22 protein-coding genes are annotated in these 25,584 nt (G+C 70.4%); 5 read left to right on the top strand and 17 right to left on the bottom strand.

Going from position 1 to position 25,584, the window contains the following annotated elements:
* Positions 1-68 precede the first annotated feature (68 nt).
* Genes truB through GF068_RS07740 form a run of 3 tightly spaced genes read right to left on the bottom strand, consistent with a single transcriptional unit; the run spans position 69 to position 3,546 of the window.
* Entirely contained in the window at positions 69-1,118 is a 1,050-nt protein-coding gene (gene truB, locus GF068_RS07750; protein ID WP_153818683.1) for a tRNA pseudouridine(55) synthase TruB, read from the bottom strand.
* 1 nt (position 1,119) lies between these two features.
* Positions 1,120-2,466, bottom strand: a complete 1,347-nt coding sequence (locus GF068_RS07745) for a lysophospholipid acyltransferase family protein (protein ID WP_206079414.1) — start codon at positions 2,464-2,466, stop codon at positions 1,120-1,122.
* Between the two features lie 15 nt (positions 2,467-2,481).
* Positions 2,482-3,546: an NAD-dependent epimerase/dehydratase family protein gene (locus tag GF068_RS07740; RefSeq protein WP_153818682.1), complete on the bottom strand. Its 1,065-nt coding sequence runs from the start codon at positions 3,544-3,546 to the stop codon at positions 2,482-2,484.
* Between the two features lie 134 nt (positions 3,547-3,680).
* Between GF068_RS07740 and GF068_RS07735 the strand changes: the two genes are divergently transcribed.
* Together GF068_RS07735 and GF068_RS07730 are read left to right on the top strand one after the other, a co-directional pair.
* Entirely contained in the window at positions 3,681-4,652 is a 972-nt protein-coding gene (locus GF068_RS07735; protein ID WP_153818681.1) for an AAA family ATPase, read from the top strand.
* Positions 4,649-5,257 carry a hypothetical protein gene (locus tag GF068_RS07730; RefSeq protein ID WP_153818680.1) on the top strand — a complete coding sequence of 203 codons (609 nt, stop codon included), beginning with the start codon at positions 4,649-4,651 and terminating at the stop codon, positions 5,255-5,257. Before GF068_RS07735 ends, GF068_RS07730 begins: the two co-directional genes overlap by 4 nt.
* A gap of 7 nt (positions 5,258-5,264) precedes the next feature.
* On the opposite strand, the gene GF068_RS07725 is transcribed toward GF068_RS07730, so the two are convergent.
* The 4 genes from GF068_RS07725 to gatC are packed head-to-tail and all read right to left on the bottom strand — an operon-like array spanning position 5,265 to position 8,972.
* Positions 5,265-6,527 (bottom strand): hypothetical protein, encoded by a 1,263-nt coding sequence (locus tag GF068_RS07725; protein ID WP_153818679.1) that lies wholly within the window; start codon positions 6,525-6,527, stop codon positions 5,265-5,267.
* Positions 6,527-7,123 (bottom strand): GNAT family N-acetyltransferase, encoded by a 597-nt coding sequence (locus GF068_RS07720; RefSeq protein ID WP_153818678.1) that lies wholly within the window; start codon positions 7,121-7,123, stop codon positions 6,527-6,529. Before GF068_RS07720 ends, GF068_RS07725 begins: the two co-directional genes overlap by 1 nt.
* Entirely contained in the window at positions 7,120-8,652 is a 1,533-nt protein-coding gene (gene gatA, locus GF068_RS07715) for an Asp-tRNA(Asn)/Glu-tRNA(Gln) amidotransferase subunit GatA (protein ID WP_153818677.1), read from the bottom strand. The genes GF068_RS07720 and gatA overlap by 4 nt, the downstream gene beginning before the upstream one ends.
* Positions 8,653-8,654: 2 nt before the next feature.
* Positions 8,655-8,972 carry an Asp-tRNA(Asn)/Glu-tRNA(Gln) amidotransferase subunit GatC gene (gatC, locus tag GF068_RS07710; protein WP_153818676.1) on the bottom strand — a complete coding sequence of 106 codons (318 nt, stop codon included), beginning with the start codon at positions 8,970-8,972 and terminating at the stop codon, positions 8,655-8,657.
* A gap of 36 nt (positions 8,973-9,008) precedes the next feature.
* Here gatC and GF068_RS07705 point away from each other — a divergent pair, with 36 nt between their 5' ends.
* Complete coding sequence (locus GF068_RS07705; protein ID WP_153818675.1) at positions 9,009-10,310, top strand: hypothetical protein; 1,302 nt, start codon at positions 9,009-9,011, stop codon at positions 10,308-10,310.
* Between the two features lie 7 nt (positions 10,311-10,317).
* On the opposite strand, the gene GF068_RS07700 is transcribed toward GF068_RS07705, so the two are convergent.
* From GF068_RS07700 to GF068_RS07690, 3 genes are all read right to left on the bottom strand, one after another.
* Positions 10,318-10,713, bottom strand: a complete 396-nt coding sequence (locus GF068_RS07700) for a hypothetical protein (protein ID WP_153818674.1) — start codon at positions 10,711-10,713, stop codon at positions 10,318-10,320.
* A complete protein-coding gene (locus GF068_RS07695; protein ID WP_153818673.1) occupies positions 10,710-11,495 on the bottom strand; it encodes an OB-fold protein in 786 nt (261 codons plus the stop codon). Before GF068_RS07695 ends, GF068_RS07700 begins: the two co-directional genes overlap by 4 nt.
* Positions 11,496-11,578: 83 nt before the next feature.
* Complete coding sequence (locus GF068_RS07690; RefSeq protein ID WP_153818672.1) at positions 11,579-12,307, bottom strand: hypothetical protein; 729 nt, start codon at positions 12,305-12,307, stop codon at positions 11,579-11,581.
* A gap of 513 nt (positions 12,308-12,820) precedes the next feature.
* Between GF068_RS07690 and GF068_RS46150 the strand changes: the two genes are divergently transcribed.
* A complete protein-coding gene (locus GF068_RS46150; RefSeq protein WP_153818671.1) occupies positions 12,821-14,140 on the top strand; it encodes a zinc metalloprotease in 1,320 nt (439 codons plus the stop codon).
* Positions 14,141-14,164: 24 nt separating this feature from the next.
* On the opposite strand, the gene cheB is transcribed toward GF068_RS46150, so the two are convergent.
* The 7 genes from cheB to GF068_RS07650 are packed head-to-tail and all read right to left on the bottom strand — an operon-like array spanning position 14,165 to position 23,765.
* On the bottom strand, positions 14,165-15,193 hold the full coding sequence (gene cheB, locus GF068_RS07680; protein WP_153818670.1) for a chemotaxis-specific protein-glutamate methyltransferase CheB: 1,029 nt from the start codon (positions 15,191-15,193) through the stop codon (positions 14,165-14,167).
* A gap of 7 nt (positions 15,194-15,200) precedes the next feature.
* On the bottom strand, positions 15,201-16,031 hold the full coding sequence (locus GF068_RS07675; RefSeq protein WP_153818669.1) for a CheR family methyltransferase: 831 nt from the start codon (positions 16,029-16,031) through the stop codon (positions 15,201-15,203).
* A complete protein-coding gene (locus GF068_RS07670; RefSeq protein ID WP_153818668.1) occupies positions 16,028-18,391 on the bottom strand; it encodes a HEAT repeat domain-containing protein in 2,364 nt (787 codons plus the stop codon). Before GF068_RS07670 ends, GF068_RS07675 begins: the two co-directional genes overlap by 4 nt.
* The gene (locus GF068_RS07665; RefSeq protein ID WP_240806728.1) at positions 18,388-20,913 is read right to left on the bottom strand and encodes a methyl-accepting chemotaxis protein; all 2,526 of its coding nucleotides are present in this window, start codon (positions 20,911-20,913) and stop codon (positions 18,388-18,390) included. The genes GF068_RS07670 and GF068_RS07665 overlap by 4 nt, the downstream gene beginning before the upstream one ends.
* The gene (locus tag GF068_RS07660) at positions 20,906-21,370 is read right to left on the bottom strand and encodes a chemotaxis protein CheW (RefSeq protein ID WP_153818666.1); all 465 of its coding nucleotides are present in this window, start codon (positions 21,368-21,370) and stop codon (positions 20,906-20,908) included. Before GF068_RS07660 ends, GF068_RS07665 begins: the two co-directional genes overlap by 8 nt.
* Positions 21,367-23,379, bottom strand: coding sequence for a chemotaxis protein CheA (locus GF068_RS07655; protein ID WP_338046275.1), 2,013 nt, complete (start codon positions 23,377-23,379; stop codon positions 21,367-21,369). The genes GF068_RS07660 and GF068_RS07655 overlap by 4 nt, the downstream gene beginning before the upstream one ends.
* A complete protein-coding gene (locus GF068_RS07650; RefSeq protein WP_338046274.1) occupies positions 23,376-23,765 on the bottom strand; it encodes a response regulator in 390 nt (129 codons plus the stop codon). Before GF068_RS07650 ends, GF068_RS07655 begins: the two co-directional genes overlap by 4 nt.
* Before the next feature lie 181 nt (positions 23,766-23,946).
* Here GF068_RS07650 and GF068_RS07645 point away from each other — a divergent pair, with 181 nt between their 5' ends.
* Positions 23,947-25,443 (top strand): ATP-binding protein, encoded by a 1,497-nt coding sequence (locus GF068_RS07645; protein WP_153818664.1) that lies wholly within the window; start codon positions 23,947-23,949, stop codon positions 25,441-25,443.
* Positions 25,444-25,584: the final 141 nt, after the last annotated feature.

Raw genomic sequence — 25,584 nt, 5'->3', positions numbered from 1 at the left:
ACGTCGAATCGTAGCGGACCTAGCTTTCGCAGCGCAACCCGCCGCGGTCGCTCGGCAGCTACGAATGGTCAGGGCGGAAAGCGACGCCCAGACACGACGTGCATTTCCGACTCGACCTCGCGGTCCACGGAGACGTCCGTGAAGCCGCGTTGAACCACGTAACCATCATGATCCCATTTCCCCACGGCGACCAGACGGCCCTCCGGGGAAAGCCATGCGCTCGTTCCAGATTCTTCACCTTCGGAAGGTTCGTCCGGACGAGGGGGCGGAGGAGGCTCCGAGAAGTGCGCCGCGCCGAGGCGTTTGCCCTGGGATGCACGAACCACGCCCTCGGCCGTGAGCACGGCGACCGGTAACGCCAGGCGGACGGCCGCGGCGAGAGGCAGGACGGCGGCGCGGAGCTCCTCGGCGGGCGCGCCGAGCGCCTTCGCGGCGTCGAGGCCAAACGGCCCGCTTTGCGTGCGGCGCAGCGCGCCGAGGTGCGCGGGCACCGTGAGGGCGAGGCCGAGATCACGCGCCAGGGAGCGCACGTAGTAACCCTTGCTCACGTCGAGCGAGACGTCGAGGAACACGAGCCTCTCCGGCTCGAGGATCCCCGCGCCGCGAAGCTCGATCGATCGCACCGCGACAGGGCGCGCGGCGAGCTCCACCGCCTCGCCCCGCCGCGCGCGATCGTAACTCTTCGCGCCCTGGACCTTGATCGCCGAGAACGCGGGCGGGGCTTGTTCGGTCCGCGCGCGCTCGAGATCGAGCGCTTGCGTGATCTTCGTCCCCGCTCTTCCCTGCGTGACCTGCGTGATCTCTTCGGTGAGCCACGCGGGCAGCGGCGCCTCGGCCGTGACCTCACCTTCCGCGTCGAGCGTGTTGGTGCCGCGGCCGAGCACCACGCGCGCCTCGTAGGCCTTGTCGTGCGCGGTCAGGTAGGGGCCGAGCTTGGTGGCCTCGCCGAGCAGCATCACGAGCACGCCCGACGCCATCGGATCGAGCGTGCCGGCGTGGCCGATGCGGCGCATGCCGAGGGCGCGCCGGAGCTTGCCGACGACGTCGTGGCTCGTGGGCCCCTTCGGCTTGTCGAGGACGAGGACGCCGGCGACGTCCCCGCGTTCCTTTGGGCTCATGTCAACCCAGCCAGACCGAGCGGCGCTCGGACAGCATCCGGTCGAGCATGCTCTGGATCGAGGCGCGCACGCGCTCGGACAGGCGCCCCACGAGGATCTCATCGTCGGCCGCCTCGGGGCCGTAGTTGCTCCAGGTGAGCGGCTCGCCGAAGCGGATCCGCCACTTCGTCGGCGCGGGCATGAGGCCAAACGGCCCGAGCGCCGGGAACGTCGGCGTGATCGGGAAGTACGGGATGCCCAGCGTCTTCGTCATGTACTCGAAGCGGTAGAGCATCGGGTTCGCCTCCTCGGCGCCGACGATGGCGCAAGGGACGAGCGGCGTGCGCGTGCGCAGGCAGAGGCGGATGAAGCCGCCGCGGCCGAAGCGCTGGAGCTTGTAGCGGTCGCGGTAGAGCTTGCCGATGCCCTTGGCGCCCTCGGGGAAGACCGCGACGAGCGCGCCCTTGTTGAGCAGGCGCTCCGCGTTCTCCTGGCAGGCGCGCACCGCGCCGAGGCGGTTCATGAACGTGCCGACGAAGGGCAGGTAGTAGACGAAGTCCTCGGCGAGCCAGCGCAGCTCGCGGTGGGCCCGGTGCTCGCGGCGGACGGCCGCGCGTAACATCGCGCCGTCGTAGGGCAGGGGGCCGCCCGCGTGGTTGGCCACGACGAGGCAGCGGCCCTCGTTCGGGATGTGATCGGCGCCCTCGACCTCGACGCGGAAATAGCGCTTCGACATGAAGTCGAGCACGGGCAGGAGCTTCGCCTCGAAGGCCGGATCGAGGCCGAACTCGTCGACCTCCTCGGAGCGGCTCCGCAGGCCCGCGCGGCCCCACTGCTTCGCGTAGAACTCGGGCGAGAGCACCTCGCTCGCGGTCGCCGACTCCGGCACCGAGGCCCGCGGCGCAGGCACGTCGCTGCGCTTGCCCTTCGCGGGGACGTCGCTCGGCGGCTTCGGCACGTACGCCGGCTCGTCCGTTCGCTCGACGCCTTGCCCGATCATGAGGTCGAGCCGGGCCTCGAGGTCGCGGATCTGCTGCTCGATGTCCGCGGCGCTCGTCGCGCTCGCCTCCTCGCCGAGGGCCTCACCACGCACGGAGGCCGGGGGGAAGCTCGGGCGGAAGACGGCCTCGGTCGGGCCGATCGGCGCGACGTCGAGCGACTCGTCGGCGTCGAGATCGTAGCCGGGCACGAGCCGCGTCTCGTCGGGCGCGATCTCCGCGGCGGACCCTTCGCCTGCGTCGTCCTCGCCTGCGTCGTCCTCGCCGGCGTCGGCGGCGGCGAACGCCGCGGTCGCGAGGGACTCGTTCGGCGCGGCGTCCGCGCGTGGCTCCCTTGGCTCCTTGTGCTTGCGCTTCTGCTTCTTCGCCATGGAAACACCGCCCGCCTAGGCAGGGCTCTCCTGCAGCAGGTTCGCGTCGCGCAGGCGCTGCGCGGCGAGGTAGTCGAGCAGCGCCTCGCGTGTCGTGTAGGCCGGCCGGAAGCCCATCACGCGCGCCGCCTTGTCGCCGTCGGCGACACACACGTAACGCAGGTAGCGCAAGAAGCTCGGCGGGAAGGCCGAGGCCTGCGTGAGCCAGAGCGCGCCGACGAGCGAGCTCGCGAGCGTGTGCGGCAGCGGCATCGACGAGCGGCCGGCCAGGCGCAGCACCGTCGAGAGCGGCAACACGCCCTCGGAGGTGATGTTGAACGTGCCCGGATGATCCCGATCGAGCGCGAGCTTGAAGGCCGCGAGCGCGTCGACCTCGTGCACGAACTGCAAGAGCGGATCGAAGCCGAGCAGCGTGGGCACGACGCGCATGCCGAGGTACCGCGTGACCCAGTTCTGCACCGTCGGCCCGACGATCGGCGCCGTGCGCAGGACCGTGACGACCGTGCCCTTCGACTTCGCGGCGAAGGCGTTGAGCTCGCGCTCGGCGGCGATCTTGTCCGCGAAATAAGGCTCGTCCAGATCGGCGCGTAACACGTGCCGCTCCGTGAGGAAGTTCGGGTTCGTGGGGTGCGCGCCGTAGAGCATCGTCTGGCTCCACTGCACGAGCTTGCGCAGCCGCACCTGCCGCGCGGCGTTGAGCAGGTGCATCGTGCCCACGGACTCGAGCTCGTGCGCCCAGCCCGTCGCGTGTGTCGGCGACGAGAGGAAGCAGAGGTGCACGAGCGTGTCGACGTCCTCCGACGCGAGGATCTCGGCGACGCGATCCTCCGAGCTCGGGTTCGTGAGGTCCACCTCGAAGTGCCGCGTCTTCGCGCCGGCCGTGTCGGGCGACTTCACGTCGATCGTGACGATCCGCGTCGTCGCTGGATCTTCCTCCAGCAAGCCCACGAGGTTTCGGCCGAGGAAACACGCCGCGCCCGTGAGCGCGACGACGCGCCCCGAGCGGCTCCGCGAGCCCCTCGCCGGCGGGATCACCGGCTCGCGAGGCTCGTTGTTCGTAGTGTCGATCGGATCTGCCATGCAGCGCGGACTCGACACTACCCGCTCGCGGGCCGAGCGCAACTCCCGCGTTTTCAGGGTTCGCCCAGGACTTCCCGGGCCGCCCCGAGGTGACGATCCGCCTGGGCAGGTGTAGAAGGGGCTCCGGGGACGCGATGATCCAGACCTTCCGCGCCAAGAATTTCGGCTGCTTGCTCGACGTCGAGGCGACGCTGACGCCGCTGCATGCCTTCATCGGGCCGAACGACAGCGGGAAGAGCACCATCCTGCATGGGCTTTGGACCCTGGTGCAGTTCGCACGGCGACGTTCATTCCGTGACCACGAGGAGGCGCTTGCCGCGTTTGATGCCTACGCGGCGTCCGACGGCGTGCTCGCGTGCATGGTTGATGCACACGAGTTCCAGGTTCGGGCGCCCTTGCAGCGCACCCCGCATCAGCCGACGCCGGCCCTCGTCGACGAGCTTCACGGCGCACGCCTCGTTCGCCTCGACCCCGACGCGCTCCGCAAGCCGAGTGGTTTGATCCCCGAAACGGGGTCGATCGACTTCCTCGACGACCGTGGTCACGGACTCGCGGGCATCTTCTTCGCCATCCGCAACCGCAACGACGACGCTTTCGCCGCCATCGTCGCCGACGTTCGCAAGCATTTCCCCACCATCAAGAACCTGCGCGTCAAGGCCGTCACCTCCAGCGAGGTCACCCTGGAAGCCGAGCTCATTGGCGGCGCGCGTATCGAAAGCAAACGGTTCAGCGAGGGGCTCCTCTACTACCTCGCGTTTGCGGCCCTCCGTCACCTCGACCCTGTCTCCCTCCTCCTCGTGGAAGAGCCGGAAAACGGCCTTCATCCGGCGCGTATCGCGGAGGTCGTCCGTATCCTCCGCGCCATCGTGGAGGAGTCGGGGACGCAGGTGGTGATGGCGACGCACAGCCCGCTCGTCGTCAACGAGCTCCGTCCCGAGGAGGTCTCCGTCGTGACGCGCACCGCCACGGAGGGGACGCGGGTCAAGCGCATCCAGGACACCCCCGACTTCGAGGAGCGCTTCAAGGTCTACGCCCTCGGCGAGCTCTGGATCGCGTACGCCAACGGGGAGGACGAGGCGCCGCTCCTCCAGGGCACCGAGCCGTGATCCGCGTCATCCTGGCAGGCGAAGGCAAAAACGAGCTCGGAGGATTCGCCGTCGATGTCGTGTTTCGAGGCGACGATCCGGAGCCCGGCGTGGTCGAAGCTTTGCTGCGGCAGGTCTGCCCCGACGGGTGGAAGGTCGTGGACGCGATCCTCTGGAAGAAGACCCCGAAGCTTCAGGTCGGGATCGGCGGCAAAGGCGAGGAGCTCAACGTTCGGCGCGCCTTCCACCACGCGAAGAAACGCGGCTGCGACGTCTTCGTGTTCACGCGGGACCGCGACAAGCCGAAGTTCGCTCACCGCGACGAGGACATCGAGCGCGCGATCGCCGAGCTGTCGGGCGAGGGAGCGGCGATCGTCGGCGGGGTCGCGATCGAGAAGCTGGAGTCGTGGCTCGTCGCCGTCGCTGGGATCCCAGGCTCCGAGGTGATGCGCAGGCCGGAGGAAGAGCTCGCAGCGCGCGGGGTGGGGGAGAAGGATACCGCCGCGATGGTGAGGTTCGTCGAGGAGAGAGGGCTTCGAAGCCTTCCAGCGGATGCTCGTTCGCTGCGACGCTGGCTCGATCGGGCCTCGCGTGCGCTGTTGACGAAGACGGAGACGAAGACCTAGGAAGACCTCACGGCGCCCTGCACGTCGCGCGCACCCACGTCACCTCGTCCCCCGCCTGGATCCACATGTCCACGTCGGCCCCGCGTGTTGCCACGGCGAAGTGCGTCGCGTCTGCCACGGGCATCGGCGTCGAGATCGGCGTGCCCTCGCCGTCGAGGACGACCGCGTACGCCACCTTCCGCGTGACCCCGCAGCCGAGCGGGGCGAGGTAGGCGGCGAGCACGCCGCGCTCGAGCGGACGCAGCGCGCCCGAGATCGGCGGGGCGTGCGCGCGCACCTCGGCCGCCTCCTTGCCGATCCGTTCGAAGCGCAGCTTGCCGCCCTCCTTGGCGCAACCTTCGTCGTCGATGGCGGCCCCGTACACGAGCGCGATCGGCTGCGTGGCCACCACGGTCGCGTCCACGACCCCGAAGGGCGCCGGTACGCGCCCGAGCGAGCGCGCCGCGCCGGCTTTTGCCTCCCAGAAGACGAGCTCTTGCCCTTCGAGCAGCGCCGCGACCACGCCGCCGCCCGCGCTTGCCTCGACCCGCGCGAGCAACGAGGGGCGCGCGTCGCTCTCGTCCGCGTCCGGGACGATCTCGGTCCGCTTCCACGCGGAGGCGGGCTCGTTCGGGGCGCCCACCCAGAGATCGGCGCCCGCGGCCGCGACGTTGCCGAGGCGCGTCGTGAGCAGCGCGCATTGCGTGGCTCTGCACGTGAGATCGACCGCGTCGAACCTGTCGCCCTGGCCGATCGGCGTCGCGTGGTCGCCCTGGTACACGAGGACACGCGTGAGCTTGTCGTCGCCCTGCTCGGCGTAGGCCGCGAGCCACGCGCCGGCGTCGGTGCGCGCGAGGCGCGGCATCGCCTCGGCCTCGAACCAGGGCAGCCGGGTCGCGTCCTTGCTCTCGCCTTCCGGGTCGAGGACGAGGCCCGCGACGCCTTTGAGCTGCGGCGGCGTCTCCGCCTCGTCCGCGTCGGCCACCACGAGCGTGCCCGGCGCGTGTGGCGCGGCGACGAACCGCGTGGAGGGGGCGACCTTCGCGCGGACCAAGGGCGCGCGCGTCTCGCAGCCGGTGGGAAGCGCGATCCCCGGGATCCCCGGCCCGATACGCGCGGGCTTGAACGTCCAGGGCGCGGGTGGCGGCGGCAGCTCGTCCGTGGGGATGGGGATCGGCGCCGGGGCCACGGGGGCCGCGTCGGACGTCGTGACCTGTTCCTTCGGCGTGCAGCGGTCGCAGCCGATCGCGAAGAGCAGGGCGGGCAGGAGGGGGAGGAGACGCGCGCGCACTAAAGCACCCGCCGCAGCACCGGATACGGCTCCAGCCCGCCCACCTCGACGAACCCGTTCCCCTCGAACGCGCCCATCGGCCCGGTCCATAACTCCTCGTCGCTCACCGGCTCCTTCGGCCGGCGCGGCAATGCCTCGAGCACACGCGCGCCGAAGCTGTCCTTCGCGTACGCCACGGCGCCCGCGACGAGCGCCTTCGCCACGCCTTGCTTGCGGAAGCCCGGATGCACGAGCGCGCAGCCGAGCAGGAACACGCCCTCGCGATCCCCCTGAAATGCCGGCAGTTGCTTGTAGAAGCGCCGCTCGTAGGCCTTGCGCATCACGGCCGCGGGCGAGACCTTCAGCCAGCCGACGAGCGTCTGCTCGGAGAGGGCCACGATCCCCTTCGCCTCGTCCTTCCCGGAATCGAGCCCGCCGAAAAACGCGGCGGCGTTCTCCTCGGGCGCATTCGCGCAGCGGTCGAGCCAGTCGTTGTTCGTCCCGTCGAAATGCCAGAACCGGCAAAAACACGTGGACGAGGCCGCCGAGAAGAGCGCGCGTAATCCCGCGGCATGCTCCGGACCGGCCACGGCGGTGACGAAACGAGGATCGTTCATGCTCCCGATACCTTCGGCCGCGATCCGCGGGCCGGCGAGATTCCTTCCCACGCGGCGGCGAGCGCGCAGAGGCGCGCCTCTTCGAGCGGCGGGCCCACGAGCTGCAATCCCACGGGAAGCGATGGGACGCCGTCCGCCGCGGGCGTGGGCGCGCACGGGACGCTCAGCGCGGGCACGCCGGCCAGGCTCGCGGGCAACGTGTAAATGTCGGCGAGGTACATCGCGAGCGGATCGTCGACCCGCTCGCCGAGCGGGAATGCGACCGTCGGCGAGACCGGCGCCGCGAGGACGTCGACCTGCCGGAACACCTCCTCGAAATCGCGCCGGATGAGCGTGCGGACCCGCTGCGCCCGCAGGTAATACGCGTCGTAATACCCCGCCGAGAGCACGTACGTCCCGAGCACGATGCGCCGCGCGACCTCGCGGCCGAAGTTCTGCCCACGCGTCCTTGCATAAAGCGCCGCGAGGTCCTCCGCGCCCTCCGCGCGCGCGCCGAAGCGCACGCCGTCATAACGCGAGAGGTTCGACGAGGCCTCGGCCGTCGCGAGCACGTAATACGTGGCCACGGCATAACGGGTATGCGGCAGACGCACCGGCACGAGCTCGCAGCCGAGCGAGACGAGCCCGGCGAGCGCCTCGCGCACGCTCTTTTCGACGGCTGGTTCAATCCCCTTGGCGAAATACTCCTCCGGCACGCCGATCCGGAGCCCTTTGACGTCGCGCCCGCAGGCGTCCTCGTAGTGCGCGACGGGCGCGCCGAGGCTCGTCTGGTCGTGTGGATCGTGGCCCGCGATGACGCCGAGCAGCCGCGCCGCCGAGCGCACGTCCGCCGCGAACGGCCCGACCTGATCGAGGCTCGACGCGAAGGCGACGAGGCCATACCGCGAGACGCGCCCGTACGTCGGCTTGATCCCCACCGTCCCCGTGAGCGCCGCGGGCTGGCGAATGCTGCCGCCCGTATCCGACCCGAGCGCGCCCGGCGCCAGGCCGGCCGCCACGCAGACCGCGCTCCCGCCCGAGGAGCCGCCCGGGGTGCGCGTCGGATCCCACGGGTTTCGGGCCGGGAAAAACGCGCTGTTTTCGTTCGACGAGCCCATCGCGAACTCGTCCATGTTCGTCTTGCCGACGAGCACCGCGCCGGCCGCGCGCAGGCGCGCGACCACGGTGGCGTCGTACGGCGGGCGAAAGCCGCGCCGCGGATCGGCCGCCGCCTCGCCCTTCGATGCGGGCCGGAGCAGGATACGTGATCCCGCGGTCGTCGGCGCGTCGCGCGTGCAGAGGGCGTCCTTGATGCCGATGGGCACGCCGGCGAGTGGCCCCAGCGCTTCACCGCGGGCGCGTTTCTGGTCTACCGCGCGGGCGGCCTCGAGCGCCTCGTCGGCCTGCACGGTCAAGAAGGCCCCGAGCGCGCCGTCGCGCTTCGTGATGCGATCGAGGCAGGCCGTGGTGACCTCCTCGGCCGAGACCTCGCCGCGTGTGACGAGGCCTGCGAGCTCCGGGATCGAACGATCGAGCACCGTCGGGTCCATGATCAATCCTCTTCCACGAAGCCCGGCACCGCGAACCCCTCCATCGACGTGCGCGGCGCCTCCCGCAGCGCGATCTCGTGCGGCAAGCTCTCGTGTGGCTCGTCCGCGCGGAGCGGCGCTCTCTCGATTTCGACATGAAGCGTCGGCTCGATCCCCGTGACGTCGAGCTCTTCGAGCTGCCGGACGTACGCGAGGATGCGGCCGAGATCGCCGGTGAGGCGCTGGATCTCGGCGTCCGGGAGGTCGAGGTTGGCGAGGCGGGCGAGCGAGCGGACCTCGTCCTCGGCGAGGGTGGCGGGACCTTCGGGCGCGGGGGGCATCGCTGCCGGATGTAGCACGGGGGAGGGGAGGTGGGAGTGGGGGCGAGCGGCCTCTTGCGGCTCTCGGCTTGGCCGGGCATTCTGCACGCCGTGTCGAAGGAGAGCGGGGAGGGGCCGATGGATGAGGAGGAGACGCGCGAGGACACGCCACCTCGGCCGAGCGCCGGCGCTGGGGCTTCTTTCTTGTGGAAGCTCGCGCTGGTCGGCGGCGCGCTTTCGGCGGCTTATGCCTCCTCTCTGTCCGTCTGGACGCATGTCTTCGCCGCCTCGCTCGCCGCGCTCGTGCTCCTCCTCTTCCTGAGCCGCGATCCCGGTCGGCACATCGTGGCCGCCTCCGGCCTGCTCGTGGCGGCCCCTCTCCTCCATTTCGCCGCGAAGCTCGGCATGGACGCGCGTATCACGGCCGATCCGCTCAGTTGTGCTTGTAGCTATTGCATCGACGCGTTTGCCCTCGAGGACTTTTCGTGGCCCTTCCGCCACCCGGATGGATGGTTCGCGGCCCTCGCGCCCTTCGTTTTCCCTCTCGTGGGCGGGATCGGCGTCGCCATTGCGAGTCTGATGCTGCGCGTGCGTCGCGGGTGGGGGGGGCGCGCGCTCCGCGCCGCGAGCCTCGCCTCGCTCCTGCTCGCCGCGGTGGTCCTCCTTCTTGCCTTCGTCCGCGCCCGGCGCCTCCCAACGCTGGAGACCTATCTCTCCTCGCTCCCCGTCGTGGGCGTCTTGCCGCCTGCGACGGGCGAGCCCGCGGAGGTGATCGATCGCGAGGGGAAATGGCCCGCGACGCTACACGTCTACAGGGATCACGTGGATGGGATGGCGATCGAGCGGTCCTGCAATGTCTCCATGCGCCGGTGCGAGGTCTCCATCGGCCCACGGAGCTGCCAGTTTCTCTTCGAGCGGAGCGCCGCTTTGACCGTCCGCCGGGAGTATCGTGGGCGTGCTTTCGTCACACTCGACGATGGCTCTCGTCATTTCGCGTTTTTTGACGGCCAACTCGCCCACCTCAAAGGCAACATGGTCGACGAACACGTGAGCCCCCCGCGCGCCTGGATGATCGCGGGTCTTCTGGGCATGCTGCTCGCCCTGGAGCTCCAGGTCCGCCGCCACCGCGCCGGCAAATACCTCGATTGGCTCCGCGGAGCGAAGACGGCACCACGCCTCGGCATCTACCGCGACGGGCAATCGCCCGATGCCCCCGAGACCACGCCGGGCGCGCCGGACGAGGCGATCGAGCAGGCGCGCCGCGAGGTGATCGCGTACGACGTCCTCTCGGTCGCCGCAGCCTGGGCCGGGGTCGCGCCGCTGCTCCCGATGGCGGCGAAGGTGCTCGGGGTGGGGTGAAACGGCGTCACCGTCCAGGACGAGGTCGATCCACCACGTGGACGAGGTCATCGACCACGTGGACGAGGTCGATCCACCACGTGGACGAGGTCGTCGACCACGCCGACGAGATCGATCCACCACGTGGACGAGGTCGTCGACCACGTGGACGAGATCGTCGACCACGCGGACGAGGTCGATCCACTACGTGGACGAGTTCGTCGACCACGTGGACGAGATCGATCCACCACGTGGACGAGGTCGTCGACCACGCCGACGAGATCGATCCACCACGTGGACGAGGTCGTCGACCACGCCGACGAGATCGATCCACCACGTGGACGAGGTCGTCGACCACGTGGACGAGGTCGTCGACCACGTGGACGAGGTCGTCGACCACGCCCGCGAGGTCCCCCATTCTCACGGCGCCAGCGTCGGCACGCCATTCTCCCACCGCACGCGCGCGAGCGCCGAGCTGAATTCCACGGCCAGCCGCGGGCTCAGCGATTCGTGCGTGAGGTGGCACGAGGTCGTATCCACGCTGATCATGCGCCCGGCGCGCTCCTCGGGCGGCAGGCTCGCCGTCTTCGCGCGCCACGCCTCGAATCCGGCAGGGCTGCCGCAGACGAGGGACGCTTGCTCCGCGCCGAGCACGAGGCGCGCGCCGAGCGCTTCGCGGTCCTGCTCGCACGTGCCGCGCCCGAGCGCCTTCGCCACGACCCGGCAGGCCTTGATCTGCGTGTTCACGACGCAGCCCTCGAGCTCGACGTGTTTCTCGAATTTCACGACCTTGCCCACCACGTCGAGCGGATCGTCGGCCTTCAGCGCCGCGAGCTCGGCGACCTCGCCTTCACGCACGAGGCAACGAACGGAAGGGGCGTCGGGCTTCGTCTCCTTGGGCATCGTGACGACCGTCCCCCCCGCGCCCTTCACGACCTCGCCGAGCTTGCCGCGGACGAGCACGTGTTTGCCCTGGAATCGCGCCCCCGCCTGCGCGGCGTTCGCCTCGTAGGCGTCGAGCAGCTCGACGTGGGAGACCTCGACCTCCGGAGGGCTCGTCCGGACCGAAGGGGCCGGCGGCGGCGCCGCGGCGGAGGCGCTGGCGGAGGCGGCCGCGGCGCCCTCCTCGGAGGTTTTGTTGGAGCGGGAGCAGGAGGCGGCCCCGAGGACCAGGAGGGCGAGGTAGGAAAAGCGTCGAGCCGACATGGCGGGACAGGGTAGGTGGTTCGAGGGCGCGAGACAACTCGCCGTCGCGCCCTCCGCCCACCTCGCCCCGCGGAGCCCCGGGATCAGGGGCCGACGGTGCAGACCACCCTGCAATGCTCCGTCGGGTCGACGATGCAGGCCCCGGGGAGCGTGGTCTCGTCGAAGCCGCAATTGCACGCCCCCGCAACCTTTTCGCAGCCGCAGGCGTACGAGCTGTCGGCGCCGGCGGGAGGATCCTTCTTGGCGCACGAGGTGAGGTCGAAGGTCTTCTCGGCGTTCTGCGACACGCAGAGGAAGACGTTCTCGTTCTCCCCCGGGTCGAGATCCTCCCAGCGGCTCTGGTTCGCATCGGCGAGCGTGGGGAGGTTCTCGGGGTCGTAGCAGTCGAAGTTCTTCCCGGTGATCTCCTCGCCAGTGCAGTTCAGGTTGTTGAAGATCCTGATGAAGAACTTCCACTTCCCGCTCTTCCCCTCGTCCCCGGGCTTGTTCACGTTTTCGGTCGGGCAGAGGTCTTCGAAGTCCTTCGCGCCGTAATCCGCGGGCTCCGGGACGCCGCCCGAATTCGGGGGGAAGTTGAAGCACCCCTTGGCGTAGTTGACGCACGGATACTTTGCATCCGCGTCGCCGTCACGGACCGCGATGACCTCCATCGAGTTGTAGTCGAAGACGCCATTGACGGCCAGGTTGACGCTCGCCACGTCACCCTCCTCCGCCGCATTGCCGCCGTCCTCCAGGTTGTTACAACCGCTCACCGTGACGAGCGCGCCGAACACCATCATGCCGCCGAACGAGATAAGCTTAGTCGTATTCATGGTCGTCTCCCTCTTCTTCACGTGATGATGCATGGGCTCGACATCCGAGGATGCCGAGCGAAACCCTCGCCTGCCTGCGCCGCGCGGACTCCGGCGCACGTCGTGCGCCTTCCGCCGCGATTCCCAGACAAACGCGCGTCCCCTCGGGGCGGGCCGACCAGGGCCATGAGGGGCCCCTGTGTCGTCTGCGCGGTGTTCGCGCTCTCACCCAGCGACGAGACACCGGGAAGCTAGCGTGGAATGTGTGCTCGGCAAGGAGAAATGGGAATCGGTCCAGATACGCGCAATGGACGTACGACCGGGAAGCGTCGGAGGACCGCCGATACCAGAAATGCGCCCAAAACGAGGCTCACGGACACGCGGCGCTCCAGCCATTCCCGCACGTCCGTCCCCGTCAGGCAATTTCACTCTCCCCGCATCGCTTGTGGCCGCGGCGGTTTCGGTTGAGTCGAACCGTACGGGACTGATAGGTTCTCCCGCCTGTCGCTTCGCTGGAGAAGAAGGGAGATTTCCATGAAACGAGTCCATCACCTGGTCGCCCTCGGGGGCCTGTTCTTCGGAGCCGCTTCGCTCGGCGGTGGTTGCGCCGTGGAGGCGCCGGACGACACCCGCGCCGACGTCGACGACGACCTCGTGAACGACGCGATCCCCGCGGACGAGCTCGCGGCGCACCCCGGGCGCGCGTGCGGCGTGAAGAACCTGCCCGCGGACGAGCTCGTGCGCGTCGAAGGGGAGTTCGAGCGAATCAAGGTGGTGCGCCCGCCCTACGCCTTCACGGGCCCCGTCACGATCCCCGTGTACTTCCACGTGATCCGGAAGGGCACGGGCATCTCGAACGGCGACATCCCGCAGAGCCAGATCGACGCGCAGATGACGGTGCTCAACAACGCCTTCGCGAGCGCCGGCTTCAAGTTCGAGCTCGCGGCGGTCGACCGGACGACGAACTCGTCCTGGTACACGATGGCGCCGGACTCGTCGGCCGAGGCGAGCGCCAAGTCCACGCTGCGCAAGGGCGGCTCGAACGCCCTCAACATCTACACGGCGAGCCCCGGCGGCGGCCTGCTCGGCTGGGCGACGTTCCCCTCGTGGTACAGCAGCACGCCCAGCGAAGACGGCGTCGTGCTGCTCTACTCCTCGGTCCCCGGCGGCACCGCGTCGCCCTACAACCAGGGCGACACCGGCACGCACGAGGTCGGCCACTGGCTGGGCCTCTACCACACGTTCCAGGGCGGCTGCGCGGCGCCCGGCGATTCGGTCTCGGATACGCCCGCCGAGGCCTCGGCGGCCAGCGGCTGCCCGACGGGCCGCGATACCTGCTCCGGCGGAGGCGCCGACCCGATCACCAACTTCATGGACTACAGCGATGACGCCTGCATGAACACGTTCTCGCCGGGGCAGATCACCCGCATGCAGAACCAGTGGGACACGTATCGCGCCACGTCCGCGCCGCCGCCGCCGCCGCCGCCGCCGCCCCCGCCGCCGCCGCCGCCCGGCGATTGCGCGCATGACAAGTGCGTGACCGGCACGGCCCTCGACGCGTCGGCGTGTGGCTCCGTCGTCGCGGCCGTCTGCGCCGCCGACCCGTATTGCTGCAGCACGGCGTGGGACAGCCAGTGCGTGAGCGAGGTCTCCAGCATCGGCGGCAGCAACGAGTGCGTGGCCTCCACCTGCGCGCACAGCCCGTGCGTGACCGGCACGAAGCTCACGAAGGGCTGCGATCCGGAGGGCGTCGTGACGGCCGTCTGCAATGCGGATCCTTATTGCTGCAACACCTCGTGGGACAGCGTGTGCGTGAGCGAAGTCACGAGCATCGCCGGCAAGACCTGTCCCTGATTCCGTAGCGCTCGCGGCGGCTCCTCAGGCGACGTGTCGCACGAGGAGCTCGCCCATCTCGTCGATCGTCGCCTCTCCCGCCGCGAGGCCCGCGTCACGCACAGAACGCGGCATCCCATAAACGACACAAGACGACTCCGCCTCGACCAATACCCTCCCGCCGGCCTCGTGAATGGCGCGCGCGCCCGCGAGGCCGTCGTTGCCCATCCCCGTCAGCACCACGCCGAGCACGCCCGCGCCGAACTCTTCGGCCGCGCTCCGGAACAGGAGATCCACCGACGGGCGGTGCAAGGCCTCGACAGGGCCGCCCTCGCGGCGCGCATAAGGCCGCCCGGCCCTGCGCTCGACCCGGATGTGCGTGCCTCCACGCGCGAGGATCACCTGCCCGGGCTCGAGCTCCTGGTCGTCCGCGGCCTCCTTGACCGAGAGCGCGCTCGATTCGTCGATCCTGCGCGCGAGCGCATCGGTGTACCCCGGCGGGATGTGCAGGGCAGCGACGACGGGCACCGGAAAATCGCGCGGCAAGGAGGTGAAGAGGCGCGTGAGCGCTTGCGGGCCGCCCGTGGAGGCCCCGACGACGACGAGGCTCACCCGATGCGAAGGCCGCACCGCCGGCGCTGCGCTCTTTTTCGGCACGGGCGCCCGGCTGCGCCGTTTTTCGGCCGCCGCGACGACGCGGCCCACGAGCTCATTCGAAAGCTCGTACAGCCGATCGGTCGCGAGCGAGGTCGGCTTCCGGACCAGATCGACGGCGCCGCATTCGAGCGCCTTCTGCCCGAGCTCGCTCTGCGCGTCCGAGAAGCTCACGGCCACGACCGCAGGCGCGCCGACCTTCGGGAGCGCTTGCAATACGCCAATGCCGTCGAGGTTCGGCATCACCAGATCGAGCACGACGACGTCGGGGTTGTGCTCGGCGATCTTCTCGAGCGCGTCGAGGCCGTCCCGCGCGATGTCGACGACCCGGAGGCCCGGCTGCTTGTTCAAGACCTCCCGCAAGACCTTGCGCGCGAAGGCCGAGTCGTCGACGACGAGCACCCGGATCGGCTCATCCATGGCGCGCTCAGCCGACCTTTCGATAAAGGAACGCCCCGCCGCGCTCCTCGCACCGGAGCGCTGTCCCGAGCCGGAAGAGCGACTCCGATACCCCCACGAGCAAAATGCCGCTCGGCACGAGGACACGGGTGAGCGTGTCGATCACGCGACGCGCCGTCGCGTCCTGGAAATAAATGAGCACGTTGCGACAGACGATGACGTCGAAGAGCCCGAGCTTCTCGACGGCGTCCGCGTCGAGCAAATTGACGCGCCGGAAATCGACGGCGCTGCGGATCTCGTCGCTCATCACGACGCGCTCGCCCTTCTTTTGCAGGAAGCGGGAGGCCGCGGGCGGGACCTTGACCTGGCTGCGCAGGGAGCGAGCACCATATTCACCCGCGCGCGCCGCCGCGAGCGCACGCGTGCTCACGTCGGTCGCCACGATCTCCACCCGATCGAGCTTTCCGAGCACGGCGAGCAGCATGGCAATGCTGTACGGCTCCTCCCCGGTCGAGCACGCCGCCGACCAGAGCCGAGGCTTGCGCGGGCCGGAGGCCTCGACGAGGGGCGCGAGGACGTCACGCACCAGGACCTCGAGCTGATCGAGCTCGCGGAAGAGGTACGTCTCGCCGACGACGAGGACGTCCGCCAGGGCCTCGAATTCGGCCGGCCCGCCCGGGTCGTAACGGAGAAAATAATAATAATCGAGCAGCGAATCGAAGCCCGCCTCGACGGCCCGGAGCGCGACCTTGTCGCCGAGCAGGTCCTTGTCGAGGGGCCCGTAATGAATGCCGAGCTTCTCCTCGATCAACGCGCCGAGGATGGCGAATACCTGCGGGGAGATCGGCAGGTTGTTCATGCGGCCCATTGCGCCACGACGAGCGAGCACACCCGCCTGACCTCGGGGTCCGGATCCACCAATGCCGCCTGCTCCAGCGTCGCGTGGGCCTGCCGCGTGCCGAGCGCGGCGAGCGTGGTCGCCGCCGCCTTGCGCGCCGCCGGGTTGGGCAGGCCGAGCGCACCGAGCAGCGCCTCGTTCGCGCTCTCGCGCCGCATCCGCGCCAGGGCCGAGGTGAGCTGCGCCGAGAGCTCGTCGTCCGCCGTCGCGAGCGCCTCGAGGATGCCCTCGATCCGGCCAGGCAAGGGCGCGCAGAGGGCGGCAAACGCGCGGCTCGAAGCCGAACCCTCCGCGTAGAGGCCGATGAGCGCACGCGTGGCCTCGACGCCGGGCCGCTGCGCCAGGATGCCCATGGCCGTCGCGGCGACGCTCTCGTCGACGTCCCCCGCCGCCCGCACGAGCGCCGGCAGGACCTCGGGCGAGCTCACGCCCGCGATGGCCGAGGCGGCCACGATCCGCGTCGCGGCGTCGGGCGAAGCGAGCCCCGCGCAGAGGTGCGGGATCGACTCCGGACCCCCCATGAGGCCGAGGCCGATGAGCGCCGCGCGTTGCACGTCCGGATCACGCTCCGCGGCCGCCTTCTGCAGCGCAGCCGCCGCGACCTCGCCCCGCAAGCAGGCGAGCGCCTCGACCGCCCCCACCCGCACGTGCCCCGCCTCGTCGTCGAGCAGCGCGGCGATACGCGGAGCCGCAGCCACGTGCCCGAGCCGCCCGAGCGACTTGGCCGCGAAGTAACGGACCCACGCGTCCGCGTCGTCGAGCGCGGCGACGAGGCACGCGACGACACGGGGCTCGGCGCTCGACTGTCCCAGCGCACGCACGGCCGCGGCGCGCGTCCGCGCGTCGGGCTCCGTCGCCAGCAAGAGCAGCACGTCGAGGGCCGAGGGCGCGTCGAGGTAGGGAAGGCCGGCGATGGCGACGTCGCGGACACGCACGTCCGGATCCTTCAGGGCCTCGAGGAAGACCGGCAGCGCCGCGTCGTAACCAAAATACCCGAGGATCCGCAGCGCCGCCCGACGTACCCCGGGGTGCTCGCTCCGCGCGGCCGAGAGCGCGAGCGCCTCGGTGTCCGTGCTGCCGAGCGACTGGATCGCCGAGCTCGCCGCATGCACGACGCGGCCGTTCGGATCCGCGAGCAGCGGGAAGAGCACGCGCACCGCGGTCGGATCGCCGATACGAGCGAGCGCGTCACAAGCCGCCGCGCGCACCTCGGAGTCCTCGTCGCCGAGGCAGCGGACCACCTCCGCCGTCGCGGCGCTGCTCGTGACGAGCGGCAGGAGCAAGAGCCGCCGGGGCCCGTCGCCGTCCCGCAGCGCGTCGAGCACGCGCGCGTCCGAGCTCTGCCCGAGCTCGAGCAGCGCTCCGGCGGCCGCGCTCGCCACGGCGGAGGGGCCGTCGAGCAGGAGCCGGATGTCCGGGATCGCGGCGTCGCTGCCGAGCGCCGAGAGCACGGCGCAGATCGCGATCTGCTCGGCTTGCCCCGCGCCGCCGAGGCCCTGGACGAACCGACGCACGGCCTGCGGCACGGTCGTCGCGCGGCGCAGCGCCTCGTCGATCGGCGCGACCACGCCGTAGAGCTCGGCGTGCCGCTCCCGCAGCTCCGAGAGCGCGAGGGCCACGGTGCGGACGATCGCGTCGCCGGGCTGCGCGAGCAGGCGGACGAGAGGCGCGACGGCAGCCCGGTTGCCAGTGCGGCCGAGCGCGCGCGCGGCCTCGAGCATGTACCTCGTGTCGAGGAGCAGCTCGGTGAGCGGCTCGACGGCGCGCGGATCGCCGCTGCGACCGAGCACGTCGATGGCCGGGAAGGTGCGGAAGAAGTTGCCACCCCGGACGACCCGCACGAGCGCGTCCACGACCCGCCGGCCCCCGATCCGCCCGAGCGCCTCGATCGCCGCGACGGCCACGTTGTCGTCGTGATGCGAGACGAGCTCGCCGAGCCGGCCGAGCGCCTGCGTGCTCTTGCGGCGCCCGAGGATCTGCGCCGCGTCCGCCTGGATCGCGGGCACATCCACGCCGGCGAGCGCGAGCACCGCGGCGTCGGCGGCGCTGCCTGCGGAGGCCGAGAGCGCGTCGACGGTGGCCGCGATCCGCGCCTCGTTGTCGCGCTCCCGGCGCAGGGCGACGCAGAGCGGACCGACCGCGACGTCCCCCAGCGCGGCGAGCGAAGCGACCACCCTGCGGCGCACGGTCCAGCTCGGATCGGCCAGCATCACGACGAGCGCCGGCACGCCGGCGGCGCCCGTCACCTCGAGCCTGTGGATCTCCTCGATACGTTGCTTCTCGGCTTCCGAGAACGTGAAGCTGCCCCCCGCTGTCTTCATGAGTCCGAAGCCGCTCCTCCGGCTGTCGCGTTGGTTGCCCCTCGCAGCCTGGCGAAGGTCGAGCCCAGGTGCGCCACGGTGTCTGCGTGCTCGGCGCTCGCGCTCCGGAGGCGCGAGACCTGATCGACGACCTGACCCAGGGTGTCACGCGTGGCGAGGGCGTCCCGCGCCTGCACGAGCAGCGCTCCGGCGACGGCGCGCGCCCGCGCCCGCACGTCGACGAACGTCTTCGCGAGCTTCTCGGCGACGCCCACCTGCTCGGCCGACGCGCGGGTGATCGTCTGCATCGCCGACGTCTGTCGCGCCGCGGTCGTGGCCAGCACGGCGACCGTCTCCGCTTGCTCGGCGACCGCGCGCGCGGTCTGCTTCGCGATGCGCCGCACGGACTCGCCTTCCTTCGCGAGGGCCGTGGTCGCCTTGGCCTGCTCGCCCGTCGCGTTCTTCACCGCCGCCGCCAGCGTGGCGACCTGGCGCGAGGCGGTGTCGACCTGCTTGGCCGCGCGTGATCGCTCGGCCACGACGCGCGCGACCTGCGCGGCCTGCTTGCGCGCGTCATCCATCACCCGCGCCACCTCGGCCGCGCCGGCCGCCTGCTCGCCGAGCCCCGTGATCATCCGCTGCGCGGCGCTCGTGACCTCCTGCGCGAGCGCGCCCACCGCGCCGAGCGCCCGCGTCTGCTCGGCCATCGCCGTGCTCGTCTGGTGCGTCAGCGTGCGCATCTGCACCGCCGCCTTGGCGAGCTGCGTCGCGCCCGCGGCTTGCTCCGACATCGCGCGCGAGACCTTCTCGGCGTTCGCCGTGAGCAGCGTGTTGGCGCGGACGACGTCGCGCAGGCTGCGGGCCTGCTCGCTCGTCGCCTCCTTGGTCTGCCGCGCCATGCGACGCATCTCGCTGCTGCCCTGCGCGAGCGACTGGATCGCGCTCGTCTGCTCGGCGGCCCCGCGCGCGATCTGCCTGCCTTCCTCGTTCACGCGCGCGGCGAGCTGGGTCATGGCGGTGACGGCCTGGACCTGCTCGTTGTTCGCCCGCTCGATGTCGCGCACCGAGCGGCCGAGCCCTTCGACCCCGCCGAGGATGGTGCCGAGCGCGCGCTCGGCGTCGGCGGCGAGGCGCGAGGCGTCCTCCGCCGTCTTCACGCCCTCGGCGGAGGCGCTCACGGCCTCGCGCGCGGTGCCCTGCAGGCCCCGGACGATCTTGGCGATGTCCGCGCTCGCCGCGGCCGCGCGATCCGACAGGGCGCGGATCTCCTCCGCGACCACCGCGAAGCCCCGCCCGTGCTCGCCCGCGCGCGCCGCCTCGATGCTGGCGTTGAGCGAAAGGAGGTTCGTGCGATCCGCGATCATGTTGATCGTCTGCACGATGTCGCCGATCTCCTCGGCGCGGCGGCCCATCTCTTTCATCACGCCGGCCGACTCCACCATCGCCTGCCGGATGTCCCCGAGGCCCGCGATCGACTTGCCCACCGTCGCGGCCCCTTCGCGCGCGATCACCACGCTCTGATCGGCGGTCTTGCGGGCGTCGACGACGATCTCGACGATACGGCGCGTCGACCCCTCGACCTGCGCGGACGCGGCGGCGCTGGCCGCGGCGAGCTGGTTGATCTGCTCGGCGCCCTGCGCGACCGACTGCGCCGAGCGCGCGAGCTCCTCCGCGGCCGTGGCGTTCGCCTCGATCGCCGCGGCGTTCCGCTCGGCGGTCACGGCCACCTCTTCCACCGACGCCGCGATGTCGGTCACCCGGCTCGCGCTGCCCGTCGCCGCCTCTTCGAGGCCCTTCGCGCTCTCGGCGACGTTCTTGATCGACCGCGCCATCTGCTCGGCCGTGGCGGAGGTCTCCTCGACGGCGCTCGCCATCTCGCCCGCGTCGCGTGTCACCCGCTCGAGGGCCGAGCCCGTGCTCATCACGGCCCCGGACATGTTCGTGATGCGCTCGCCGACGCCCTTGGCGTCCGAGGCCAGACGTCCGATGCCCTTGGCCATCTGCTCGATGGTCGCCGCGACCTGCTCCATCGAGGCCGCGTTCGTCTCGCCGCGCTCGGCGAGGTCGTTGATGTCCTTCGTGTTCGTGATCGAGGTCGCGAGCAGCTCCTCGCTCGCGGCCGCGAGCTCCTCCGCGTTCGCGCCGACGCCCTTGATGGAGCGGGCGATCTCCTCGGTCGCGGCGGCCGTCGCCTCGGCCGAGGAGGCGATCGCCTCGGTGTCGTTCTTGACGCTGCCGATGCTCGGCGCGAGCTGCTGCAGCCCGCTCGCCGTGGCCTCGAGGCCCTTCAGCACCTCGCCCGCGTCGTCGCAGATGCGCTGCTGCGCGCGCGCGAGCGCCTGCACCGTGGCGCTCGTCGACTCGACCTCGTCCGCGAGCTCGTCCAGGGAGGCGCGTTGCTCCTGGCCCGACGAGGCCCGCCCTTCGCTCTCCGCGGCCAGGCGCGCCGCGGCTTGCTCGATCGCGTCCGCCTGCGTGGCCGTCCGGCGCAATGCGCGCTCCGCCTCCGCTGCCTTCGAGAGCGCCGCGTCGATCTCAGCCATTCCGTTCGTCGACATAAATGCCTTCCTGACCGATGATTTTCGCTAGATGGACGAGCATCACGAGCCGCTTCTCGCCCGGCCTGCGCTCGACGTGGGCCACGCTCTTCACGAAACCCGCGCCGTCGGCCCCCATCCACGCAGGCGGCGCGTGCAGCCCCTCTGGCGGTATTTTCATGATCTCGCGCGCGCTGTCGACGAGCAGCCCCACCGTGCGCTGGCCGCTCTGGACCACGATGACCCGTGAATCCATGGTCGGCTCGATCTTCGGCAATCCGAAGCGCAGCCGCAGGTCGACGACCGGCACGACGCGGCCCCGGATATGAATGAGCCCCGCGACGTAGGGCGCCGTCCCCGGCACCTTCGTCGCGCCGCCGAACGACTCCATTTGTACGACGTCCCCAGCCTGGAGGACGTATTCATTGTCGTCGACCTTGAAGACCACGTAGAGCTCGCTCATACGGCTGCCTCCATCCGGCTCTGGGAGAGGGCCGCGCAGAGCGCCAGGAGGTCGAGCACCAGCGTGGGCCGGCCATCGCCGAGGTCGGTCGAGCCGGAGACGCCCTTCACCTTGACGAGCGGGTCCTCGAGCGGCCGGATGACGACCTCCTGCTGCCCGACCATCCGCTGGATCCCGAACGCCAGCGGCAAACCATTACGCCGCACCAGGAGCGCCTTCGGCGCCTCCCGGGCCGAGAGCGAGAAGTAGGAGGCGAGGTTCACGAGCGGCACGATCTCGCCCCGCCGCTCCATGAACCGCACCTCGCCGAACCGTGTTTGTCGCGATGGACCACGCACGAGCTCACCCGGCGCGACCTCGACGATCTCCTCGATCGCCGCCACGGGCGCCACGAACGTCTGCTCGCCGCAGAGGAAGGAGAATGCGTCGACGATGGTGATCGTGAGGGGGATGAACAACGTGAACGTGGTCCCGACGCCGGGCGTGGTGCGCAGCGAGAGCTCACCGCCGAGCTCGACCACGGCCCGCTTCACGATATCCATCCCGAGCCCGCGTCCGCTCGTCTTCGTCGCCCGATCGAGCGTCGAGAGCCCCGGCTGCGTGATGAGCTCGAGCAGCTCCGCGTCGCTCTCGGGCAAGGGCCGCGAAGCCCGCTGCGCCACCGATGCCCGATCGATGCCGCGCCCGTCGTCGCTGATGCCGAGCTCGAGCTGGTTCGTCGAGCGCTCGAAGCACGTCACCCGCACGACGCCCTCCTCGTTTTTGCCGAGGTGCCGCCGCTCGGACGGGGACTCGATCGCGTGGTCGACCGCGTTGCGGATGAGGTGCACGATCGCCGGGAAGATCCGCTCCGCCACCGCCTTGTCGAGCTCGGCCTTGCCCGCGTCGATCTCCACGCGGACCGGCTTCTTCGTGCCGCGGCTGAGGCCCCGCACGAGGAGCGGCACGCGCTCGAGCAGCTCGGCGACGGGCACCATCCGGGCGCGCATGATCGCGCCGCGCAGATCACGCACCTGCCGGCCGTAGCCTTTCACGATCTCCCCGAGCTCGCTCACGTTCACGCCCTGCGCGGCGAGCGCGTCCACGGCGCGCATCAGGCGAAATCGGGTGATCACGAGCGCCGAGAGCCGCTCCAGCGCGTCGTCGAGCCGCGCCACGTCGACGCGCACGATCCCGCGCTTGCGCGCGTCGGCCTCGACGCCGTCTTCCTCCACGAACGGCGCCTCGCCGGGCGCCTCCGCCCGGCCTTCATGCCGGGTGAGCAAGGCCTGGACGTTCTCGGGCGTGGTGGCGGCCGCCTCGGCCACTTTTTCGTCGGACGCGTCCGTGAGGACGAGCAGCGCGAAGGCGAGCCCCCCGGGCGCCTCTTCCGTCTTCGGAACGGAGAGCGGCAGGACCTTCACGATCTCCGCGAACGTCTGGATGTTCTCGCGGACGCTCGTGATGTTGATTCCGTCGGCCGCGCGGGCCGGCGAAGGCACGAAATCGACCCGCAGCACGCGGCGCCCAGCCTCCGCGCCCTGGATCATCTGGGCCTTTTCGGCCGCCGAGAGCTTGGCGAGCAGCGCGGGATCGAGGTCGAGCTCCACCGCGGTCGGCGCCGGCTCGTTCGTCATCTCCAGGGCCGCGAGCGCGTCGAGGAGCTGCGCGGGCGCGGGCGCGACGGGGCTCTCCGCGGACAGGGCGCGCACCCGCTCGTCAATCGCGCGGAGCCCGGCGAGCAGGGCCTCGACCGCCTCCGCCGACAGCGCCCCGGCCGCTCGATCGGCGTGGCGCAAGACCGTCTCCATGGCGTGGGCGATGTCCACGACGGACTCGACCCCCACCATTGCGGAGAGCCCCTTGATGGTATGGAGCGAGCGAAAGAGCTCGCGCACGGCGCGCGGGTTGTTCTGGCCCTTGTGTAATGAGGTCTCGACGGCGAGCAGGTTCGTCGTCGAGGCGGAGAGGTGCTCCTCGACCTCGACGAGATAACCAGCCAGGAACTCGCTCGCGTCGAACGCGCTCACGGAGCGCCACCCGCTGCGTCCTGGCGGAGCAGGGACCGCACGTTCGCCAGGATTGCATCGGGCGCGAAGGGCTTCGTCATGAACTGCGAAGCGCCGGTCGAGAGGGCGCGTGAGCGGGATCCTTCGTCGCCTCGGGTGGTCACCACGAGGATGGGCAAACGCTGAAGTTTGTCCTGACCACGGATGAACTCGATCACCTCGAATCCGCCGATGTCGGGCATGTTCAGGTCGAGCACGACGAGGTCGAAGGGCTTGAGCGCCAGCTTCTCGATGGCCTCGAGACCACTCGCCGCGTGGGTGAACGTGGAATCGTCCACCACACGAAGACACGCGACGATCATTTCGCGCATCACCTTGCTGTCATCAACGACGAGTATTTCAGTCACGCGTCCCCCGGATGGGCTCCATTAGCCCCCTTCTCCAGGCCCGTCAAGCGCGCTCACGTACGCCGAGCGCCTTGCGTTTTCACTTCGATAAATGCAGGTTTGTAAAGGCTGACGCATTGCAGCGAGCGCACGTCCGCCCTGACCCCCGAATCGGGGGGGGCGTGCATTGACAGCTAGGCGGATGCAGGGTAGCGAACCAAAAGCCATGCCAGTGCAAAACCGCGGAGCCCTGAGGCGGGTCGTCTGGATCGTGGACGATTCGGCGCTCGACGCCGAGCGCGCTCGTCGAGCCCTCGCCGATCATTACACGGTTCAGGTTTTTCCTGACGGCACCGCGGCCCTGGAAGCCCTCGGTAGCAATCAGGCGCCTCCCGACGTGCTCGTGCTCGATTGGGTGATGCCGGGTGTCTCGGGAATCGAAGTTTGTCGCTTTGTTCGTGCGAGCAGTATGCATGCCCGCATGGGCATTCTGCTGCTCACCGCGCGGCAACAGACCGAGCAGGTGGTCGAGGGGCTATCGGCCGGCGCCAACGATTACCTGTCGAAGCCCTATGCGACGAGCGAGCTCGAGGCCCGCGTGGCCGCGCTCGTGCGGACGATAACGTTGCTCGACCGCGCCGAGAAAGCGGAGGCGACCATACGTGATCTTTTGGCGCACGTCCCGGACGCATTGCTCGTGCTGGGCGAGCAGCATCGGATCACGTATGCGAACCCGGAGGCGAAGAAGGCGCTCGGCCGCCCGTCGACGGGGAGCCTGCTCGGCCGGCCGATATGCGAGGTGTTGCCCGAGCTCTCCGCCGAGCTCTTCGCGGTCGCCACGGGCGAGGAGCCGTTCGCGCTGCCCGACATCACCCTCGACGGCGAGGTGTACGCGCCCACGGTCCGCGTCTTCCCCGTCGACCTCGGCCTGGGCTCGACCATCCTCGCCCTGCGCAACGTCACGACCCGGCGGATGGCCGAGGTGCGGCGGCTCGATTTTTATTCCATCATCGCGCACGACCTCCGCTCGCCGCTCAGCGCGATGTTGATGCGCTCCGAGCTCATCCTGATGGGCAAACACGGGCCCCTGCCGCGCGAGGTCATCGTCGATCTGCACAAGATGCAGGGCTCGATCCGGACGCTCGTGGGGATGATCAACGACTTCCTCGATCTCGCGAGCATCGAGGGCGGTCATTACAAGCTGAACAAGGAAGACGTCGACCTCGGGGCGCTCGTCGAGTCCACGGCCGACCTCCTGCGGCCGCTGCTCGTCTCGGGCGAGCTGTCGTTCGAACTGCGCGGCACGATCCGGCAGGCGGCCGTGCTGGCCGACAGGCGAAGGCTCGCGCAGGTCATCGCCAACCTGCTCTCGAACGCCATCAAGTTCACGCCGCGCGGCGGCAAGATCACGGCCGCGCTGGAGGACGCGGAGACGTACATCGAGATGGCGGTGGAGGACACCGGCGGCGGGATCCCGTCGGACCAGATCCCGAAGCTGTTCCAGCGTTACTCGCGCGCAGACAGCCGCATGTCCGGCACGGGCCTCGGGCTGATGATCGTCCGCGAGGTGGTCGAGGCCCACGGCGGCACGGTGGGCGTCGAGAGCACGCCAGGCCGCGGGAGCCGGTTCTGGTTTCGCCTGCCGAAGCCGAGCGGCCGCGGCGGCCACCGATCGGCGCTCGCGTTCCACGCCGGGTGAAGGAGCAGGAGAACGTGGACCGGGGTGGTCCTCGCGCCCGAGGGGGCTCGGAAAGGTTGGCCCCTTCGCCGCGCCGATGATATTGCCGCGCCGATCGGCGCCCGAAAGGCGCCTGGCAGCCTCCCTTTGGCTCGAGCGTAG

The organism is Polyangium spumosum (assembly GCF_009649845.1).
GTDB classification, from domain to species: Bacteria; Myxococcota_A; Polyangia; order Polyangiales; family Polyangiaceae; genus Polyangium; species Polyangium spumosum.
This window is presented reverse-complemented; position numbering and strand designations above follow the sequence as displayed.

What these genes read in the sequence shown, in the direction of transcription:
- GF068_RS07720 (WP_153818678.1), bottom strand. Translation starts at nt 7,123, where the DNA reads ATGAACGATCCTCGTTTCGTCACCGCCGTGGCCGGTCCGGAGCATGCC.
- GF068_RS07670 (WP_153818668.1), bottom strand. Translation starts at nt 18,391, where the DNA reads ATGAAGACAGCGGGGGGCAGCTTCACGTTCTCGGAAGCCGAGAAGCAA.
- gatC (WP_153818676.1), bottom strand. Translation starts at nt 8,972, where the DNA reads ATGCCCCCCGCGCCCGAAGGTCCCGCCACCCTCGCCGAGGACGAGGTC.
- GF068_RS07740 (WP_153818682.1), bottom strand. Translation starts at nt 3,546, where the DNA reads ATGGCAGATCCGATCGACACTACGAACAACGAGCCTCGCGAGCCGGTG.
- GF068_RS07675 (WP_153818669.1), bottom strand. Translation starts at nt 16,031, where the DNA reads ATGAACAACCTGCCGATCTCCCCGCAGGTATTCGCCATCCTCGGCGCG.
- GF068_RS07645 (WP_153818664.1), top strand. Translation starts at nt 23,947, where the DNA reads ATGCAGGGTAGCGAACCAAAAGCCATGCCAGTGCAAAACCGCGGAGCC.
- GF068_RS07690 (WP_153818672.1), bottom strand. Translation starts at nt 12,307, where the DNA reads ATGAATACGACTAAGCTTATCTCGTTCGGCGGCATGATGGTGTTCGGC.
- GF068_RS07695 (WP_153818673.1), bottom strand. Translation starts at nt 11,495, where the DNA reads ATGTCGGCTCGACGCTTTTCCTACCTCGCCCTCCTGGTCCTCGGGGCC.
- cheB (WP_153818670.1), bottom strand. Translation starts at nt 15,193, where the DNA reads ATGGATGAGCCGATCCGGGTGCTCGTCGTCGACGACTCGGCCTTCGCG.
- GF068_RS07745 (WP_206079414.1), bottom strand. Translation starts at nt 2,466, where the DNA reads ATGGCGAAGAAGCAGAAGCGCAAGCACAAGGAGCCAAGGGAGCCACGC.
- GF068_RS46150 (WP_153818671.1), top strand. Translation starts at nt 12,821, where the DNA reads ATGAAACGAGTCCATCACCTGGTCGCCCTCGGGGGCCTGTTCTTCGGA.
- gatA (WP_153818677.1), bottom strand. Translation starts at nt 8,652, where the DNA reads ATGGACCCGACGGTGCTCGATCGTTCGATCCCGGAGCTCGCAGGCCTC.
- GF068_RS07665 (WP_240806728.1), bottom strand. Translation starts at nt 20,913, where the DNA reads ATGGCTGAGATCGACGCGGCGCTCTCGAAGGCAGCGGAGGCGGAGCGC.
- GF068_RS07735 (WP_153818681.1), top strand. Translation starts at nt 3,681, where the DNA reads ATGATCCAGACCTTCCGCGCCAAGAATTTCGGCTGCTTGCTCGACGTC.
- GF068_RS07660 (WP_153818666.1), bottom strand. Translation starts at nt 21,370, where the DNA reads ATGAGCGAGCTCTACGTGGTCTTCAAGGTCGACGACAATGAATACGTC.
- truB (WP_153818683.1), bottom strand. Translation starts at nt 1,118, where the DNA reads ATGAGCCCAAAGGAACGCGGGGACGTCGCCGGCGTCCTCGTCCTCGAC.